Annotated in this window: 15 protein-coding genes and 1 pseudogene; 5 read left to right on the top strand and 11 right to left on the bottom strand. The window is 62.0% G+C overall.

The window, feature by feature from the left end:
- Positions 1-128 precede the first annotated feature (128 nt).
- From BN2476_RS00260 to BN2476_RS00220, 11 genes and pseudogenes are all read right to left on the bottom strand, one after another.
- The gene (locus tag BN2476_RS00260; RefSeq protein WP_087732157.1) at positions 129-938 is read right to left on the bottom strand and encodes an HpcH/HpaI aldolase/citrate lyase family protein; all 810 of its coding nucleotides are present in this window, start codon (positions 936-938) and stop codon (positions 129-131) included.
- A 57-nt stretch (positions 939-995) separates the two neighbouring features.
- Positions 996-1,739, bottom strand: a complete 744-nt coding sequence (locus BN2476_RS00255) for a GntR family transcriptional regulator (RefSeq protein WP_087732156.1) — start codon at positions 1,737-1,739, stop codon at positions 996-998.
- A 38-nt stretch (positions 1,740-1,777) separates the two neighbouring features.
- Positions 1,778-2,968 carry a CaiB/BaiF CoA transferase family protein gene (locus BN2476_RS00250; protein WP_087732155.1) on the bottom strand — a complete coding sequence of 397 codons (1,191 nt, stop codon included), beginning with the start codon at positions 2,966-2,968 and terminating at the stop codon, positions 1,778-1,780.
- Positions 2,965-4,137 carry an acyl-CoA dehydrogenase family protein gene (locus BN2476_RS00245; protein ID WP_087732154.1) on the bottom strand — a complete coding sequence of 391 codons (1,173 nt, stop codon included), beginning with the start codon at positions 4,135-4,137 and terminating at the stop codon, positions 2,965-2,967. Before BN2476_RS00245 ends, BN2476_RS00250 begins: the two co-directional genes overlap by 4 nt.
- 46 nt (positions 4,138-4,183) lie before the next feature.
- On the bottom strand, positions 4,184-5,632 hold the full coding sequence (locus tag BN2476_RS00240) for an MmgE/PrpD family protein (RefSeq protein WP_087732153.1): 1,449 nt from the start codon (positions 5,630-5,632) through the stop codon (positions 4,184-4,186).
- A gap of 51 nt (positions 5,633-5,683) precedes the next feature.
- Positions 5,684-7,072 (bottom strand): MFS transporter, encoded by a 1,389-nt coding sequence (locus BN2476_RS00235; protein ID WP_087732174.1) that lies wholly within the window; start codon positions 7,070-7,072, stop codon positions 5,684-5,686.
- Positions 7,073-7,192: 120 nt separating this feature from the next.
- Positions 7,193-8,587 carry an amidase gene (locus tag BN2476_RS00230; protein ID WP_160111657.1) on the bottom strand — a complete coding sequence of 465 codons (1,395 nt, stop codon included), beginning with the start codon at positions 8,585-8,587 and terminating at the stop codon, positions 7,193-7,195.
- A complete protein-coding gene (locus tag BN2476_RS45240; RefSeq protein WP_143810876.1) occupies positions 8,577-8,795 on the bottom strand; it encodes a hypothetical protein in 219 nt (72 codons plus the stop codon). The genes BN2476_RS00230 and BN2476_RS45240 overlap by 11 nt, the downstream gene beginning before the upstream one ends.
- 112 nt (positions 8,796-8,907) lie before the next feature.
- A complete protein-coding gene (locus BN2476_RS00225; RefSeq protein ID WP_087732151.1) occupies positions 8,908-9,417 on the bottom strand; it encodes a MaoC family dehydratase in 510 nt (169 codons plus the stop codon).
- Positions 9,418-9,797: 380 nt separating this feature from the next.
- Positions 9,798-9,928: pseudogene (locus tag BN2476_RS47910) on the bottom strand (IS6 family transposase); the annotation flags it as partial.
- Between the two features lie 68 nt (positions 9,929-9,996).
- Positions 9,997-10,791, bottom strand: a complete 795-nt coding sequence (locus BN2476_RS00220; protein ID WP_087732150.1) for an IclR family transcriptional regulator — start codon at positions 10,789-10,791, stop codon at positions 9,997-9,999.
- 210 nt (positions 10,792-11,001) lie between these two features.
- On the opposite strand from BN2476_RS00220, the gene BN2476_RS00215 reads away from it, so the two are divergent.
- From BN2476_RS00215 to BN2476_RS00195, 5 genes are all read left to right on the top strand, one after another.
- On the top strand, positions 11,002-12,870 hold the full coding sequence (locus BN2476_RS00215; protein WP_235850645.1) for a flavin-containing monooxygenase: 1,869 nt from the start codon (positions 11,002-11,004) through the stop codon (positions 12,868-12,870).
- The gene (locus tag BN2476_RS00210) at positions 12,871-14,091 is read left to right on the top strand and encodes a CaiB/BaiF CoA transferase family protein (RefSeq protein ID WP_087732148.1); all 1,221 of its coding nucleotides are present in this window, start codon (positions 12,871-12,873) and stop codon (positions 14,089-14,091) included.
- Positions 14,091-14,957 carry a patatin-like phospholipase family protein gene (locus BN2476_RS00205; RefSeq protein WP_087732147.1) on the top strand — a complete coding sequence of 289 codons (867 nt, stop codon included), beginning with the start codon at positions 14,091-14,093 and terminating at the stop codon, positions 14,955-14,957. Before BN2476_RS00210 ends, BN2476_RS00205 begins: the two co-directional genes overlap by 1 nt.
- Positions 14,881-15,576 (top strand): nuclear transport factor 2 family protein, encoded by a 696-nt coding sequence (locus tag BN2476_RS00200; protein ID WP_235850644.1) that lies wholly within the window; start codon positions 14,881-14,883, stop codon positions 15,574-15,576. The genes BN2476_RS00205 and BN2476_RS00200 overlap by 77 nt, the downstream gene beginning before the upstream one ends.
- Before the next feature lie 63 nt (positions 15,577-15,639).
- On the top strand, positions 15,640-16,629 hold the full coding sequence (locus BN2476_RS00195; RefSeq protein ID WP_087732145.1) for a Bug family tripartite tricarboxylate transporter substrate binding protein: 990 nt from the start codon (positions 15,640-15,642) through the stop codon (positions 16,627-16,629).
- Positions 16,630-16,710: the final 81 nt, after the last annotated feature.

Below are 16,710 nucleotides of genomic sequence, written 5' to 3'. Positions count from 1 at the left end.
CCATACGGCGTGTCTTGGCCGCCCCACCTGCTTCGTTGCTAGCGCGACCGCCATGCGGTGCCGGGCCGCAGACGTAACAGCATCAAATAAGTCGCCGTCCGCTCAGCAAGTCGGGGCGATGCTCCCAATCAGGCGGCCCGGGCAATGATCATCTTTGCACGCTCGACCACGGGACGGTCAACCAGTTTGCCGTCCACAGCGATCGCGCCCGCACCGCCTTGCGCGATCGCGGCGAGCACGCGGCGCGCCCACGCGCATTCGGCGTCGGTTGGCAGGAAGCCCCGCTTCACCGCACCGACCTGGCGCGGATGGATGCACAGCTTCGCTCCCATACCGAACATCCGCGCGTGGCGAACGTCCTCGGCAAGCGCGGCGTCGTCGGCGAGCGCCAGCGTCACGCCATCGACGGGCGCCGGCAGCCTCGCATGGCGCGACTCGATCACCAGTTGCGTGCGCACCGGATCGAGCGCTGCACGATCATCGCCGATGCCCGCGTCCGAGCAAAAGTCGAATGAGCCGAACGCGAGACGCGTCAGTCCCGCCACTGCTGCAATCTCGCGCAGCCGCACGACAGCATCTACTGTTTCAATCAGCGCATAGAGCGCCTGCGATTCACGCAACCTGGCGCGGATATGCGCGAGATCGCTCGCGCGCTCGGCCTTCGGCAGCATGATGCCGGCCACGCCAGGCAGCGCGGCAAGGCGAAGGTCGTCGTCATGCCAGGGCGTTTCCACGCCGTTGACGCGCACCAGCACGCGCGAATCGGCGCCATGCTGTTCGAGCCAGTTGTGCAGCGTATCGCGCGCCAGCGATTTCGCCTCGGGTAGCACCGCATCTTCGAGATCGAGAATCACGCGGTCCGCGCCGCTCGCGAGCGCCTTGTCGAATCGTTCGGCGCGCTCGCCGGGCACGAAGAGATAACTGGTTGCCGCTTCCATTAAGTGTCCCTTGCGCGGGCGCGCCGTCTGAGAAGATCGTCCGCGCCGGACGATGCCTCAGGTCGCGCGCCAGTCGCGCTGAAATGTTTCCAGATAACTGAAGCGCTCAGACGGGTGAATGCTGATCGCCGCCTCCACCACTTCCTCGCGCCGGTTCAGATAGCGCCGGCAAATCCACAGCGCGGGCGAGCGGGCCTGCGTGTTGAGCAGGCGCGCCTGCGCCGCGGTGATGAGCGTCGCCCGAATCTCCTGCTGGACCGCCGCAATCTGCTCGCCGAACTGCTGCTCGATCAGCGCGTAGATCGGCGTGTGCGAATGCCCCTCGACTTCCACCGCGCGAAACGCCGGGTGAATGTAAATGTCGCTCACGCAGATCGGATCGACCTCATTGCCGCTCGTGCGCACCCCTTCGAGATGCAGCCAGGTCTCGCCGTGGCTCGCGCGCAGCACCTTCGCGAGCGCGTCGTCCACTTCGACGAGATCGCGCCTGAGCAGCGTCAGCTCCGTGTCGGCCGTGTACTGGTGCAGGTCGTTCAGCTGCCTCATCACCTGCTGATAGCCGCTCACCGCCTCGCGGGCCAGCACACGCGTGCCGACACCCGGCTGCCGATCGACAAGGCCCATCTGCACGAGCCGGCGCACGGCCTCGCGCACCGTATGCCGGCTCGCGCCGAACTGCTCGCACAGGTCGTACTCCGTGGGCAAAAACGCGCCAACGGCGTACCGTCCGCTGCGGATTTCATTGATGAGCGTCTGCGCCAGTTGCAGATAACGAGGCTGCTGATTCAGCAAAGGTGTCATACGGGAAAGCGGCGGAGCCCGCGGCGAAAGCGATGCTGTCATTGCACCACAGCCTGCCGGCGCAGCCAAGCGATCGTGTCGTCCGCGAATCCGGCCTCGCGCAGCACCTCGTCGGTGTGCTCACCCATGCGCGGCGCGGCACGCGTCGGCAAGGCCGCGTCGATGCGCACGGGCGAGGCCACGCCCTTGATCGACCCGTGCTCGGGGTGCTCGAACTCCACCACGCGCGCCTGCTCGGCCACGAACGGATTGTCGAGCGCCTGCGCAACGTCGTAGACGGGCGCAGCCGGCACCTTGCCTGCGAAGCGCTCCATCCACGTCGAAGTGTCGGCCGTCATCAGCACGTCGTCCAGTTCACGGCGCACGCGGTTGCGATGTTTCAGGCGCGCCGCGTAGTTGCACAGTTCCGGGTCATCGATCCATTCGGGCTTGCCGACCACGTTCGCGAGCACGCCCCAGAATTTCTCCTTGTTGCACATGAGGAAGATCCAGCCGTCGCGCGTGCGGTACAGCTCGCTCGGCGTGAGCGACGGGTGGCTCGAACGCGGCTCGCGTTTCGTCGTATGGCCGCCGTTGAGATACCACGTCGCCACGTAAGCAAGGTTGTGGAGCGCGACATCGAAGAGGCTCACGTCCACGTCGCGGCCGCGCCCGCTCTGGCGCGCCTCGACGATGCCCGCAAGCAGCGCCATCGCCGCCGTCGTGCCCGTCATCAGGTCGATGATCGAGAGGCCGAAGCGCGCGGGCGGCCCGTCCGGCTCGCCGGTCAGCGAGAGATAACCCGCTTCGGCCTGCATCAGATAGTCGTAACCCGGCCACGCCTTGCGCGAACCCGTGCGCCCGTATGCCGAGAGATGCGCGCAGACGATGGCCGGGTTGGCTCGCGAAAGCGCCGCGTAATCGAGCCCGAGACTTGCGGGCAGATCGCCGCGCAGATTGTCGAACACCGCATCGGCCTTCTCCACCAGTTTGAGCAACACCTCCTTGCCTTCGCTGCTCTTGAGGTCCAGTGCGATGCTGCGCTTGTTGCGGTTGAAGGCCTCATAAAAGTGGCTGTCTGCCGGGCCGAAATAATGCGGCCCGACCGCGCGGCCCACGTCGCCGCCGTCCTTCGCGTTCTCGATCTTGATCACGTCCGCGCCGAGATCCGCGAGATGCTGTGTGGCGAACGGGCCCGCACCGTACTGCTCCACCGCGACGATTCGCACTCCCTCAAGCGGCAGGCTCATACGGGGCTCCTTGCAATCAGTTGCTTCGCGATGATGATGCGCTGCAGCTCGTTGGTGCCTTCGCCGATCACGAGCAGCGGCGCGTCGCGATACAGCCGCTCGATCTCGAACTCCTTCGAATAGCCGTACGCGCCGTGTATCCGCATCGCTTCCGTGCTGTTCTCGACACCCGCCTCCGTGGCGAAGTATTTCGCCATGCCGGCTTCCATGTCACAGCGTTCGCCGCGATCGTAGGCCTGCGCCGCAGCGTCGACGAGCAGGCGCGCCGCATGAACGCGTGTAGCCATTTCGCCGAGCTTCAACTGAATGGCCTGATGCTCGCAGATCGGCTTGCCGAAGGTCTTGCGCATCTGGCTGTACGCGACGGAAGCATCGAGCGCCGCGACCGCGATGCCGAGCCCGCGCGCCGCCACGTTGATGCGGCCCAGTTCGAGCCCGCCAAGAATCTGCTGCAGGCCACGGCCTTCCACACCTCCGATCAAACGGTCGGCCGGCACACGGTAGCCGTCGAAATTGAGCTCGCAGGTGTCAATGCCCTTGTAGCCGAGCTTCTCCAGCTTGCGACTCACGTCGAAGCCCGGCCCCTTCTCCGCGATCAGCAGGCTCATGCCCTTGTGCCTCGGCTGTGCGGCAGGATCAGTCTTCACGAGCAGCACGAGGCAGTTGCCGTAGAGGCTGTTGGTGATCCAGGTCTTCGCGCCGTTCACAACATAGTGATCGCCTTCGCGCCGGGCCGTCGTGCGGATTGCCTGCAGGTCGGTGCCGCAATCGGGCTCGGTCAGGCCGATGCCGCCGCGCAGTTCGCCCGTGGCGAAACGCGGCAGGAATTGCGCCTTCTGTTCTTCCGTGCCGTTGCGCTGCACGATCATCGCCATGATCAGATGCGAATTGACGATGCCGCTCAGTGACATCCACACCGCCGACATGCGCTCGACGATGCGCGCATAAGTTCGCGCCGAGAGGCCGAGGCCGCCGTATTCAGGAGCGATCAGGCAACCGAACAAGCCCATTTCCTTCATCTGCTCGACGATCTCGGCCGGATATTCGTCGGCCTTTTCGAGTGCGTGCACATAGGGTTTGACCTCGGTCTTGAGGAAGCGGTCCAGCATATCGAGAATCAGCGCATCGTCCTCGGCCTGTTCCACTATGTTGTCGTCCACTTGAGACATGTAACTTTCTCCGAACTGCGAATTGAATGGATTTCTACGCGACGATTCAGACGGCCTCGCCAAGCACTGCATGCCAGGCGCCGGCCGGCAACCTGTCGAGCGCGAGCACGGCTTCACGGATCTTCTCAACGCGATGCTCTGGCAAGGCACGGCATGCATTCGCACGATACTTCGCGACGATCTCCTCGTTGCTGAGCGGCCGGTCGGCGCTGCCACGATGAATCGCCTCGCGGTGCGAAAGAGTTTCGCCGCTCGCCAGTTCCAGGCACACTTCGCCGGTGTAGTGGCGCGGGAACGTGCTGTCGGGATCGATTTCGTATTCGACCTTGGCGGCCAGTGCGAGCACGGCGTCGTCGCGCAGCGCTGCGGCCTCCAGTTCGTCGAGCGTGAAGCGCCCTTTCACCAGCGCGCTCGCCGTGACATACGGCACGCTGAATTGAGCGTCGTACGCGTTGGCTGGGCGGCGCTTGTTCGCCACCGGCTCGCACACCACCTTCACGACGCCCTCGGGCACTTTCACACGAATACGCCCAATGCGGTCGACCAGTTCAGCGAACTTATAGCCGCGCCGCTGCCATTCGTGATGCAGCGCGGTCCCAGCATCGGCGAACGCGTGCGTGAAATGGCAGGCCGGCACGGGCTTGATGGCGACTTCCTCGATCTCCCACTTCTCGCCGAGCCCGGCCGTCGCGAGTGAGAGGTCGGCGTTGCCGCGCTGCTCACCAAGGTAGCTGGAGAACAGCCCGAAGCGCCCTTCATAAGGCGCCGATGCGCCGACATAGCCACGCGACGCAAGCGCCGCCGCCGTATAGGCCGATTGGGCCGCCCAGCCAGGATGCATGCGCTTGGTCCACGCGCCATCCTGCAGGAATTCAAGGCTTCCGCTCGCCATCGAAAGCGCAATGCCCTGGGCCATCTGCGCCTGTTGGCGCGTCAGGCCAAGCAGGCGCGAAGCCGCCAGCGCACAGCCGAAAATGCCGACCACGCCGGTCGGATGGAAGCCGACCTGATGAAAGCCGCTTTTCGCCACCGAGCCGATGCGCGTGGCGGCTTCCATGCCGGCGATATAGGCGGCGAGCGCTTGCGCGCCGTCGAGCGGCCGGCCATCGGTCACGCCGAATACGCACGGCAGGAGGCTCGCGGTCGCATGAATCACGCCGCGCGAATGCGTGTCGTCGAAGTCGAGGCCGTGTGCGAGCACGCCGTTCATCACCATCGCGTCGCGTGCGGTGAGCACGCGGCCGTAGCCGATCACGGTGGCATCGCCCTTGCCGAGCACCGAAAGTCCGTCCAGCGTCACGCCCGCGAAATCGGTGGCGTGTGCGGCATACGCGAGACCGATCGCATCGAGCAGCAAATGCTTGGCGCGCTCGCGCACGGCGACGGGTGCGGCTTCGAGCTTCAGTTCGAGCGCGAATTGCGCAAGCTCGCCCGAGATACCACCTGCCGCCGTGCTCGCTTCCCGATCGTCCTTGCGTAGAGCCTGAGTGCTCATATCGTCTCCAATGGTTGCGCCGGCCGCCGTCGCGGCACCGGCTGGGTGAGTTCAACGATCCGCGTGCGCCGCGGTCATGCCCGTGACGTCCTCTTCGACCACCGTGCCGATCTCCTCGAGCGACTGGCCGCTCGTCTCCACGCGCAGCACCAGCAGCGCGACGATCAAGAGGCTCAGAATGCCAATCACCATGGTGAGCACGCCCGTGACGCCGAAGTTCTGGAACAGAGCGACCGCCACATACGGCGTGCACATCGAAGCAGCGCGGCCGCACACGCCCGCGAAACCCGTGCCGCGCAGCCGGAACGCCGTAGGGAACAACTCGGGGATATAGCCGTAGAGACCGAGCGTCACAAAGGTATAGATCGACGTGACTAGCGCGAAACCTGTGACCGAGATCGCGACGGGATCGCGCATCTGCGGATAGAGAAAGCCGAGGACGATGGTCGCCAGCGAAAACACGATCAAGCCGCGCTGCCGCCCAAGCCGGTCACCGACCAGATAGCCGACTACCGCACCGCCGGGCGCGCCGAACGCCATCAGCGTGACAAAGCCGAGCGACTGCACTACCGTCAGCCCCTGCTTGACGAAGAACGTGGGCAGCCAGGCAACGAAGCCATACACCGAGACATTGACCGCCACGCACACCAGCGCCGCCACCAGCGTGCGGCCTACCACTGGCCGCGAGAACAGCACCGAGAGCGGCAGATGGCGCGGCGTGACGGCTTGCGTGCCGAGCACGGGCGGCAGCTTGCCGGTTTCGCGCTCGATCTGCGCCTCGATTTCAGCGAGCGTAGCTTCCGCTTCGGCAACGCGCCCCACCGACTCCAGCCAGCGTGGCGATTCCGGCATGCGTTTGCGCATGATCCAGATTGCGATCGCACCTGCGCCGGCAATCGCAAACATCCAGCGCCAGCCGAGGTTCGGAATCACCAGATAGCCGACGCTCGTGGCGATCAGAAGACCTGAGTTGATCAGGAGGCCCATGAGCGAGATCCAGCGTCCGCGATACGCGGGTGGCACGAATTCGCAAAGTGTGCCTGCGGCAACCACAAGCTCGGCGCCAAGTCCGATGCCCATCAGAAAGCGCAATACGATCAGCGTTTCGATGTTCGGCGCAAAGCACGCGAGCAGCGACGCAATGCCGAACACCGCGAGATTAATCTGATACGAATAGCGGCGGCCGAAGCGGTCGCCCACCCAGCCGGCCAGGGCCGAACCGATCAGCATGCCGAAGAACGTGGCCGAGATGAATGCGGCATTGCTCGCGAGCGTCGAGAAGCCCGACTTCACCGTTGCAGCGAGCACGCCCGCCGCGAGGTACACGTCGAAGGCATCGAGCAGCGCGCCGCCGCTGATCAGGCCGAGAATCCTCCAGTGAAAGCGCGCTAGCGGCAGCCGGTCTAGCCGGGCCCCTGCGTTGACAGACGAAACGTTCATGCGGTTGTCTCCTGAACGATGCGGCATCCGCCAGACTGCGCTAGCGTGATTCGATGCCGAATGTCACTATAAAATTAGTTATCCTGCATGTTGCTTTTAATGAAAAATTATCGTCCTGCTTCAGACGGCTCGTGGGTGAGAAAGTATGGAAGGCAAGTGCCAGCCGGTACGCCGCTGCAACTGGTGGGCGAGGCGCAACAACACGTCCTCGCTCCACGCGCGCCCGATGAGCTGTACGCCAACCGGCATGCCATTGCCGCTCTTGCCGGCGGGCACACTCATACCAGGCAAGCCGAGATAGTTGATGCCGCGCGTCCAGTATGAGAAGTCGCCGAAACGTCGCTCGATTTCGCCGGCGTCGCCTTCGAGCGTCTCCTCGATCGTCGGCACTGCATAGGGCAGCGCCGGCAGCAGCAAGGCATGGGCACCGCCGAGGTGGCGCTCGACGAACTGCGCCATAGAGCGCGCGCGCAACCGCAATGCGTCGACATAGCGCGTGGCGGGATACAGTAGGCCGCGTTCGAGACGGCGAAGCACCTGCTCGCCATAGCCGCCTCGGCACTCGCGCAGCCATTTGGCGTGAATGGAGGCCGCTTCCGCGCCGAGCACCAGCGTCGCGAGCGCGCCCGCTTCGCGCAGGTCAGGCATTTCCACCTTGCGGATCGTCGCGCCGCAAGACGCAAGCGCATCGGCAACGCGCAATACCGCCGCGCGCACTTCGTCCGAGACGGGTGCACCGTCGTCGAAAGCGGGCACGGCGATGATGTCGTCGCGCGTCAATGGCCGCTCTATCGAGCGTTCAAAATCCCGTGTGCCGGTCGCGAGGCAGTGCGGGTCTGTGGCATCGGCATCCCAGATCGCCTGGAGCATCGAGGCGGCGTCCTGCGCCGTGCGTGCGAGGACGCCTACACAATCGAGACTCGGCGAAAGCGGCATCACACCTTGCATCGAGATCGCGTGCTGCGTTGGCTTCATCCCCGTAACGCCGTTCACAGCCGCAGGAATGCGCACCGAGCCGCCCGTATCGGAAGCTAGCGCGCCCGCCACCAGGCCGAGCGCTACCGCAATGCCGCTACCACTCGACGATCCGCCGCTCACATGCGCGTCGGACCATGCATTGCGGCCATGACCCAGATGCGCATTGAAGCCGGTGGGGCTCATCGCGAACTCGGCCATGTGCAAGGCGCCGAGATCGATTGCGCCCGCCGCGTCGAGTCGCCGTAGCACCGTGGCCGTATGTGAGGCGCGATGGCCCGCGAGAATACGGCTGCCGCATTCGCTCAATTCGCCGGCGCGGAAGAACATGTCCTTGTGCGCGAGCGGCGCGCCCTGCAAACGGCGGGCATGCACGCCCTCGGCGCGTTGCCGGTCGACTGCGCGCGCTTGCGATAATGCGGCCTCTTCGCGCAGCCGCACGAAACCACCTCGCTGACCCGCTCGTTCCGCTTCGCGCAGCGCGGCTGCCGTGCGGTGCTCGCATGTTTGCGTCGACAGCGGGAATGTCTCAGCGCTCATGACCCGGCTCCAGGTTTTGCAAAGTGTGCGTGAACGCGTCGGCTTCGAGCCAGTCGAGCGATTGCGCCGCATCGGCAACCGCCCGCACGGTTGCGCGCGCTGCCTCGACCAGCGAACCGGCAGGGCCGGAACTCAGCGCCGCGGAGCCAAACTGCTCCACCCACGCGTGAGCCCCGACATTGAAATCCGCGCGACTTTCATTCGACATGCCCATCTCCCCCTGCAATCAATGCCGTCCGGCGAGAAAAGCCGCAGCGCCCTGGCGCTGCGCACAAGGTGATTCGAGTACGGCGCGCCGCGCACCGTGAAGGCCGCGCAAATCAGTCGCCGACGCCGTGACCACGCTTCGGAATCAACGCACTGCGCACGAAATCCATCACCTGCACGCCGTTCTGGTTGAACGCGCGTGTATGCACGGTGACGATCCCCTGAGTTGGACGCGAACGCGACTCGCGTTTCTCTAGCACTTCGGACTCCGCATAGAGCGTATCGCCGCAAAACACAGGAGCCGTGAGATTGATCTCCTTCCAGCCAAGATTGGCAATCGCCTTGCCGCTCACGTCGTTGACCGTCATGCCGAGCACGATGGCCACGGTCAGACCACTATTGACGAGCAGTTGGCCGAACTCGCTCTTCGCGGCATGGGCGGCATCGCAATGCATTGGATGGAAGTTCATCGTCAGCAGCGAAAAATGAATGTTGTCGGCCTCGGTGATCGTGCGTCCGGGCCGGTGTTCGTAGATGTCGCCGATTTCGAAGTCTTCCAGATAGCGCCCGTAGCTGGCGCGGATGCGGCGAGTTTCGCCAACCTGCTCTCGTTTCACGTCCATTGCCTGCGTCTCCAGTTTCGATCGACTTTGTTCGGTGATTGTCACTTTGTACGGACAAAGTATTGAGCGAAGAGAATTTGCTGTCAAGGTACAGATTCGGGGATCTCGGCCAGGGTTTATGCCAAGGTGCGGCGGGAACGGAAGTTGGGAGAGGCACCGCTGAGAAGGCAAACCGCGCGATACGCTACGTTACTACCGTAATCCGGGTTGTGATGCAATTCGGATGCGTCGGTCTGTTGCGCTCGAGTTTTTGACGAGTGCGAGCCGATGCGTAGGCTGAAAGACATTGACGGATTGTTCAACGGCCGCCACTTTGATCGCGAAGGGCGTTGTCACGTTGAGGTGTTCGCGACGCAATGACTCAGAGGTAGCCCGCGCTTTCAGAAAGCGGACGTAGCTTGGGTAAGCTCTGTGAAATGACGCCACGCGACAAGCGCGCCGTGAGCTGTTTGCGATAGAGCGACACGCGTAGCAAGTGTCCCTTGAGCGCGCAGTGCTGACGGATCGGACCATTTTTCATCACGCGATCTTACTCGACCATCTCGGCAACGTCAGCGCCCACATACGGGATGCAAGATCCTATTCGGTCAACTTCGCTGAAGGAGTAAATCCGGCGGCCCGTAGTTCCGTGACAACCGTCCGGGTAACCCACATCTTGCGCTCATAGTTCATCTTGCTCGACAAGGCAGCGACCGAGATCGCCGCGTATCCGTCCTCTCCGACGTCAAAGCTTACGCCCACACCTGACACGCCTTCGTGCACGAGCCCGTCTGTGGCCGAGAATCCCTGTTTCCGCGTCTTTTCGACAAGATCGCGTAGTCGGGGCAGCGTCAGTCCGGAGGGCCTGAATTCCTCTTCATGCCTCCTGTATATGGCTTCGATCGAAGCATCGTCCTCCCGCGACAGGAGCGTAACGCCGGCAGATCCCACGCCTAGCACACGCATGCCGCCCACCTGAAGCACCAGGGTTCGCACTGGCGAACGCCCTTCCTCATAGTGCAGGCAATGTGCGTAGTCGCCATTGCGCACAACCAGAAACACCGTGTCCTCGGTGATATGGGCCAGTCGTTTCATCATGGGTCGGCACGCTTCGAGCAGCGGCGCCCGCTTCATGGATGCCAATCCGATCTGCATGGCTTGCATGCCAAGCCGATACCTCTTGCTGCCATCACCTCGCTCGACAAACCCCGAGAGTTCCAGCGTTTTCAATAATCGATTGGCGGTGATGCGGTCGATCTCTGCGGCCTTGGCTAGATCCGTCACCGTGGCGCCGTCCGGATGCAGGCCTGCCACACGGCGAAGCAAATCCAGTGCACGCGAAACAGATTGCGTTCCCTGTACCGCAGATGGTTTATCAGTTGGTGCATCCGTCATGGTTTCCCCTAGTCACGTTCACAGTACGAACGTTTGCGATGGTTCTCATTGTGAACGTTTTCTGTTCGCGATGGAATAGTTTTTCTTACTCAACCACCCCACGACTTTCACATGGCACACAATCCCCATCAAGTAGCTACGCTTTCGGATCAAGAGTGGACGGAAGGTCTTCGCCAAGCTCTGCCGGCGGCAAATCTCCCGACGCTCCTGATGGTCCTGATCCATCTGACGGGCGACCGCAAGTGGCTCGACGAACGCTATCAGTGTTCGCGCATTCGCGGGTTGGACGAAAACGACTCGGGCGGCCTGCCGGAAGAACTTCAAGCCGAAATTCGCGAAGCTGCGTGGAACGCGTTGCTGAAGTGGAAGGTTGATGGTCAGGTCAAGCTCGCGGGTCCCGATTGGGACACGCTGGTGCAGATGCTGCAACTCGGCGTCGGCGAAGCGATTCCGGCATCGTACGGCCCGATGATCAGCGCGTGGCTCGGCCTCGACGAAGACATGGTCATCGACCAGAAAGGCCGCTTCAACGTGCCTGAAGACTTCAAGGTCGTCATCATCGGCGCGGGTGTCGCCGGTCTGTGCGCAGCGATCCGTCTCCAGGGCGCCGGCATTCCGTTCACCGTGATCGAAAAGAACAACGAAGTAGGCGGCACGTGGTACGAAAACCATTATCCGGGTTGCGGCGTCGATACACCGAATCACATCTATTCGTACTCTTTCGCCAAGGGCGACTGGTCGAAGTACTTCGCGTTGCAGCAAGAAATCCAGACGTACTTCGAAGGCGTTGCTGACCGCTTCAACCTGCGTCAGCACATCCGTTTCGAATCGCGCGTCGAAGCAGCACGCTACGACGAAAAGTCGATGCGTTGGACCGTTGATGTTTCGAGCAAGGGCGAAAACCACAGCCTCGAAGCGGACGTCCTGATCAGCGCAGTCGGCCTGCTGAATGTGCCGAAGATGCCAATCATCCCGGGCTTGGACAAGTTCGAAGGTCTGGCCTTCCACACGACGCAATGGCCGGAAAACATCAAACTGGAAGGCAAGCGTGTTGCCGTGATCGGCACCGGCGCGACCTCGATGCAGATCGTGCCGGAAATCGCTCCCCGCTGCGGCCATCTGACCGTATTCCAGCGTTCCAGGCAGTGGGCCGCACCGTTCGAGCAATTCCGTAAAGCTGTCCCGCAAGACAAGCGTTTCATGTTGGCGCATGTTCCGTTCTATCAGGAATGGTATCGCCAGCGTCTGGCCTACATCTTCAACGACCGTATCCACGGTTCGTTGCAGATCGACCCGCAATGGCCGCATCCGGAGCGTTCGATCAACAAGACGAACGAGCGTCATCGCACCTACTTCATCGACTACATCAAGGAACAGCTCGGCGACCGTCAAGACCTTCTCGACGCTTGCGTGCCCGACTACCCGCCGTTCGGCAAGCGCATGCTGATGGACAACGGCTGGTACCGCACCATGACGTGTCCGAACGTCTCGCTGGTCCAGGGCGGCGTCGTCGAAGTGCAAGGCAACAAGGTGATCGACAGCAACGGTAATGCACATGAAGTCGATATCCTCATCGTCGCAACTGGCTTCGATGCAGTCAACATGCTCGCGTCGTTCAACCTCGTCGGCCGTGGCGGCCGCAGCATCCGGGAAGTGTGGGCTGACAAGGGTGCCGAAGCCTATCTGGGCGTTGCAGCACCGGGCTTCCCGAACTTCTTCATGCTGGCAGGCCCGAACACGGCGCTCGGCCACGGCGGTTCGGTTGTCGCCCTGCTGGAAACGCAAGTCAGCTATGTCCTGAACATCATGCGTCAGGCAATGGAACGTGCAGGCAAGGATCTGCGTTTCGAATTCGAAGTGGACAAGCAACGCCACGATGAATTCAACGTTCGCGTTCAGGAAGCTCACAGCCGCATGATCTGGTCGCACACCGGCATGACCAATTGGTATCGCAATGTCCAAGGCCGCATCATCGCCACTACGCCGTTCCGTAACGACGACTACTGGCACATGACGCGCCGTGCGGATTTCTCCGACTACGCGTTCAAGACCGCGGTCGCCGAAACGGAGGAAGCGTAAATGACCGCGACGACTCAACGTCAGCCCGGTCCATACATGCTGAGCGGCCTTCGTATCCTCGACCTGGGTACGATGGTCGCGGGCCCGGTCGCGTGCACGCTGTTCGGCGACTTCGGTGCCGACGTCATCAAGGTCGAGGTCCCGGAGCGGGGTGACACGGTTCGCGATCTCGGCCCTTTCGTCGAAGGCGAATGCCTGTATTGGGAAGTCGAGAACCGCAACAAGCGTTCGATCACGCTCAACCTGCGCGAAAAAGAAGGCCAGGAAATCCTGTATCGCCTCGTCAAGGAAGCCGACGCGGTGGTTGAGAACTTCCGCCCCGGCACGCTCGAAAAGTGGAACTGCGATCTCGAGACGCTGAAGAAGCACAACCCGAAGCTAATCATGCTGCGTGTCTCGGGCTTCGGTCAGACGGGCCCATACTCGGAACGCGCAGGTTACGACCGCATTGCTCTGGCATTCGGCGGCCTGATGGGCATCACCGGTTATCCGGACCGCCCGCCGGTCCGTATCGGCACCTCGACGGCGGACTATCAGACCGCGATCCTGGGCGCGTTTAGCCTGATGATGGCGCTCTACAATCGCGACGTACTAGGTGGCCCGGGCCAGGAAATCGACCTGGCAATGTACGAATCCGTTATTCGCTTCACCGAAGTGCTGGTGCCCGAATACGATCGATTGGGCGTCGTGCGTAAGCCGCGTGGTAACAAGCACTTCGCTGCGGCTCCAGGCGAACACTTCGAGACCAGTGACGGTCGCTTCGTGATTCTCACCTGCTCCGCTGAGGCTGGTTTCCAGCGTCTGTGCGTGGCGATGGAACGTCTGGACATGCTCGAAGATCCGCGTTTCAAAACTCACCCGTTGCGTTGGCAGCATATCGACGAACTGAACAATCTCGTCGGTGACTGGATCAAGTCGCTGCCGGTGCCGGAACTGACCGCAAAACTCGATGAAGCGAAGTGCGCCTACGCGTTCATTCTCAGCATCGACGACATCATGAAGGACCCGCACTACCAGGCTCGCGAGACCATCGTGCCGGTCGAGAATCCGCGAATCGGGCCGGTACGTATGGCAGGCGTTGTTCCGCGTATTCCGGGTGCTCCGCAGAAGCCGATCGATCCGGCACCGACTATCGGCCAGCACAATGCGGACGTGTACGGCGATCTTCTGGGCATGCGCGAGAGCGAGCGCGAGCAACTCAAGCAGACGGGCATCATCTGATGAACAGCACTCTTGACAGAGCGGCTGTCTTCGGTGGTGGGGGCGTCGTTGGTATCGCGTGGTCCGCCGGCATCGTCTATGGTCTCGAAAAGACCGGTGCCCGGATATCGAATGCTGACGTGCTGGTCGGAACCTCGGCAGGTTCCGTCATCGCGACGCAAATCGCGTGTGGCGCCAAAGCTTTCGATATGTTCATGCAGCAGCGGCATCCGACGCCCGATTCCGGGGAGCAGTTTAGGCCGTATTCGCAGGAAGAAGCTGATGCTGCCAACTGCAAGCTGATGGAAAAGGTGAACGGTGATCTGGTTGCCGCTCGCAAACGCATTGGCGCGTTCGCACGACGAAGTGAAACACCCACAGTGGAAGCCCGTCGCGCGATCATTGCCTCCCGCCTGTCAAGCACTGAGTGGCCGGATCGAACGCTGCGTCTGATCGCTGTCGATACCGACAGCGGCGTGCCGCGTGTGTTCGATTCAGCAAGTGGTTGCGCACTCATCGATGCAGTGGCAGCGAGTTGCGCAGTGCCCGGAGTATGGCCTCCCGTTCCGATCGAAGACGCGTATTACATGGACGGCGGTATTGCTTCGATGACGAATGCCTGGGTGGCGGAAGCATCGAGCCGGGTTCTGGTGCTTGCACCTCTCGGCTACTCCGATAGCAATCCCGTCAGCGGCCATTTGCGTGCAGAAGTCGCTGCAATCGAAGCACGTGGTGCAAGTGCGCGAGTTATTGTGCCTGACACTGCATCGCTTCTGGCATTCGGCAACAACGTGCTCGATCCTGCACGTCGTGGACCTGCGGCTGAAGCAGGGTATGAACAGGGCACTGCGCTCGCGAAAGATATCGCGACGTGGTGGTCGGAATAACGGGATTCATGGAAGGAGACAAATAGAAATGTCGCAAAACGAAGCCTTTTCCCCGGCCCGCGTCGTTGACCGGATGATCATCCAGCACGTGATGGCTCAGTGGTGTCACGCGGTGGACCGACTCGACCGCCAGGGCATGCTCGCCGTCTTCCACGACGGGGCAACGGACAGCCACGGTCCGTATATCGGCCCGGTCGAAGGCCTCGTTGATTGGGTGCTCGAACGTCACAAGGCCATTCCCTTCAGCAGCCACTTCATCGGCAACATGCTGATCGATTTCGCCAGCGAAGACGTGGCGATCGTCGAAACGTATGTGCGAACGATCCAGCAATATCCACCGGAAGCGAAGGCTCAGATCGCACAGTTCACCGGCGGTGCATCGGGCGCCGAAGGTTCGTACGTCGATGTGTTCACGTCGTCGCGCTATCTCGACCGCTTCGAGCGTCGTGACGGCCAGTGGAGGATCGCGGAGCGTACGCTGATCCAGGACTGGAAGCGTCTCGATGAAGTGAAGGTCATGGCGCTACAACCGAAGAAAGGCTGGATCTTGGGCAAGCGTGATGGCAACGACGAATCGCAGATTGTTCGTCGTCAGTTCGGTCTCGATGCAGCGGTATAGCGCGATAACTTGGGCCACGGTGATTACCGTGGCCCAATATCTTATAAAAAGGAGACGTTTTTTATGAAAATGAACCGCAGACAATTTTCAGCAGCGGTGGCCCTGTGTGGTCTCGCCATGACCGCCCCGAAGTTCGCTCAAGCGAATGACGATAAGTGGCCCTCGCAACCGATTCAAGTGATGGTGCCCTTCCCTGCCGGCGGTACGACCGATATTCTCGGTCGCATGGTTGCGCAGCAGCTGACCCAACGCCTCGGTGCCCAGGCAATCGTCAATAACGTGCCCGGCGCCACCGGCATCATCGGCATGGGGCAAGTAGCGAGGGCCAAGCCTGACGGCTACAACCTGCTGATCGCATCCATTGGCACGGTCGTGACTAACCAGTTCACGTATCCGAACCTGCCGTACGATCCGAAGAACCTCATTCCCGTTATCAAGTTGGCAGATATTCCGAATGTCGTGATGGTGCGACCGGATCTGCCGGTCAACACGGTGCAAGACCTGGCCGAATTGCTGCGCAAAAATCCGGGCAAGATGAAGTTCGGTAGCCCTGGCTTGGGTGCCAGCGGGCACATCTCGGGCGAACTGTTCGTTCAACAGGCGCATGCCAAGGCAATCCACGTGCCGTACCGTGGTGCGGCCCCGATGCTGGTCGATCTGATGGGCGGCCGGGTCGATTTCGTAATCGACCAGATCTCGGGCGGTATCGAGTTCATCAAGAGCGGGAAGCTCAAGGCGTTGGCGGTTACCTCGCGTAACCGCTCGCCCCTGCTGCCGAATCTGCCGACGATGATGGAGTCGGGTTTCCCGAACTACGAAATGGCACCGTGGTACTGCGTGTACACGACGAAGGGCACGCCCCGCCCGGTCGTCGAGAAGATAAACGAGACGCTCAACGCCATGCTTCATGATCCCGACGTCATCGCAAAGCTGTCTGCCCTCGGGGTTGCCCCGGCCGGTGGCACTCCGGAAGATCTCGGACGACAGGCCGACCGTGATTACGCAGTTATCGAGCGACTGTCGAAGACGATCAACCTGCGTGCGACGAATTAAAATCATCTAAATAAAAGAACGTAGGCCGTGTGCGCGTTCTTTTCCATGATCTTTTTCCTGGCTTGATAAAACAGGCCGGGC

This window comes from Paraburkholderia piptadeniae (assembly GCF_900007165.1).
GTDB lineage: Bacteria > Pseudomonadota > Gammaproteobacteria > Burkholderiales > Burkholderiaceae > Paraburkholderia > Paraburkholderia piptadeniae.
The sequence above is the reverse complement of the archived record's forward strand: the minus strand, read 5'-3'. Positions and strand labels throughout refer to the sequence as shown.

Bases quoted from the DNA above. Each gene is read 5' to 3' on its own strand.
- BN2476_RS00220 (WP_087732150.1), bottom strand. From the start codon at position 10,791: ATGACGGATGCACCAACTGATAAACCATCTGCGGTACAGGGAACGCAA.
- BN2476_RS00210 (WP_087732148.1), top strand. From the start codon at position 12,871: ATGACCGCGACGACTCAACGTCAGCCCGGTCCATACATGCTGAGCGGC.
- BN2476_RS00230 (WP_160111657.1), bottom strand. From the start codon at position 8,587: ATGAGCGCTGAGACATTCCCGCTGTCGACGCAAACATGCGAGCACCGC.
- BN2476_RS00195 (WP_087732145.1), top strand. From the start codon at position 15,640: ATGAAAATGAACCGCAGACAATTTTCAGCAGCGGTGGCCCTGTGTGGT.
- BN2476_RS00235 (WP_087732174.1), bottom strand. From the start codon at position 7,072: ATGAACGTTTCGTCTGTCAACGCAGGGGCCCGGCTAGACCGGCTGCCG.
- BN2476_RS00240 (WP_087732153.1), bottom strand. From the start codon at position 5,632: ATGAGCACTCAGGCTCTACGCAAGGACGATCGGGAAGCGAGCACGGCG.
- BN2476_RS00245 (WP_087732154.1), bottom strand. From the start codon at position 4,137: ATGTCTCAAGTGGACGACAACATAGTGGAACAGGCCGAGGACGATGCG.
- BN2476_RS00260 (WP_087732157.1), bottom strand. From the start codon at position 938: ATGGAAGCGGCAACCAGTTATCTCTTCGTGCCCGGCGAGCGCGCCGAA.
- BN2476_RS00255 (WP_087732156.1), bottom strand. From the start codon at position 1,739: ATGACACCTTTGCTGAATCAGCAGCCTCGTTATCTGCAACTGGCGCAG.
- BN2476_RS00215 (WP_235850645.1), top strand. From the start codon at position 11,002: ATGGTCCTGATCCATCTGACGGGCGACCGCAAGTGGCTCGACGAACGC.
- BN2476_RS00225 (WP_087732151.1), bottom strand. From the start codon at position 9,417: ATGGACGTGAAACGAGAGCAGGTTGGCGAAACTCGCCGCATCCGCGCC.
- BN2476_RS00205 (WP_087732147.1), top strand. From the start codon at position 14,091: ATGAACAGCACTCTTGACAGAGCGGCTGTCTTCGGTGGTGGGGGCGTC.
- BN2476_RS00250 (WP_087732155.1), bottom strand. From the start codon at position 2,968: ATGAGCCTGCCGCTTGAGGGAGTGCGAATCGTCGCGGTGGAGCAGTAC.
- BN2476_RS45240 (WP_143810876.1), bottom strand. From the start codon at position 8,795: ATGTCGAATGAAAGTCGCGCGGATTTCAATGTCGGGGCTCACGCGTGG.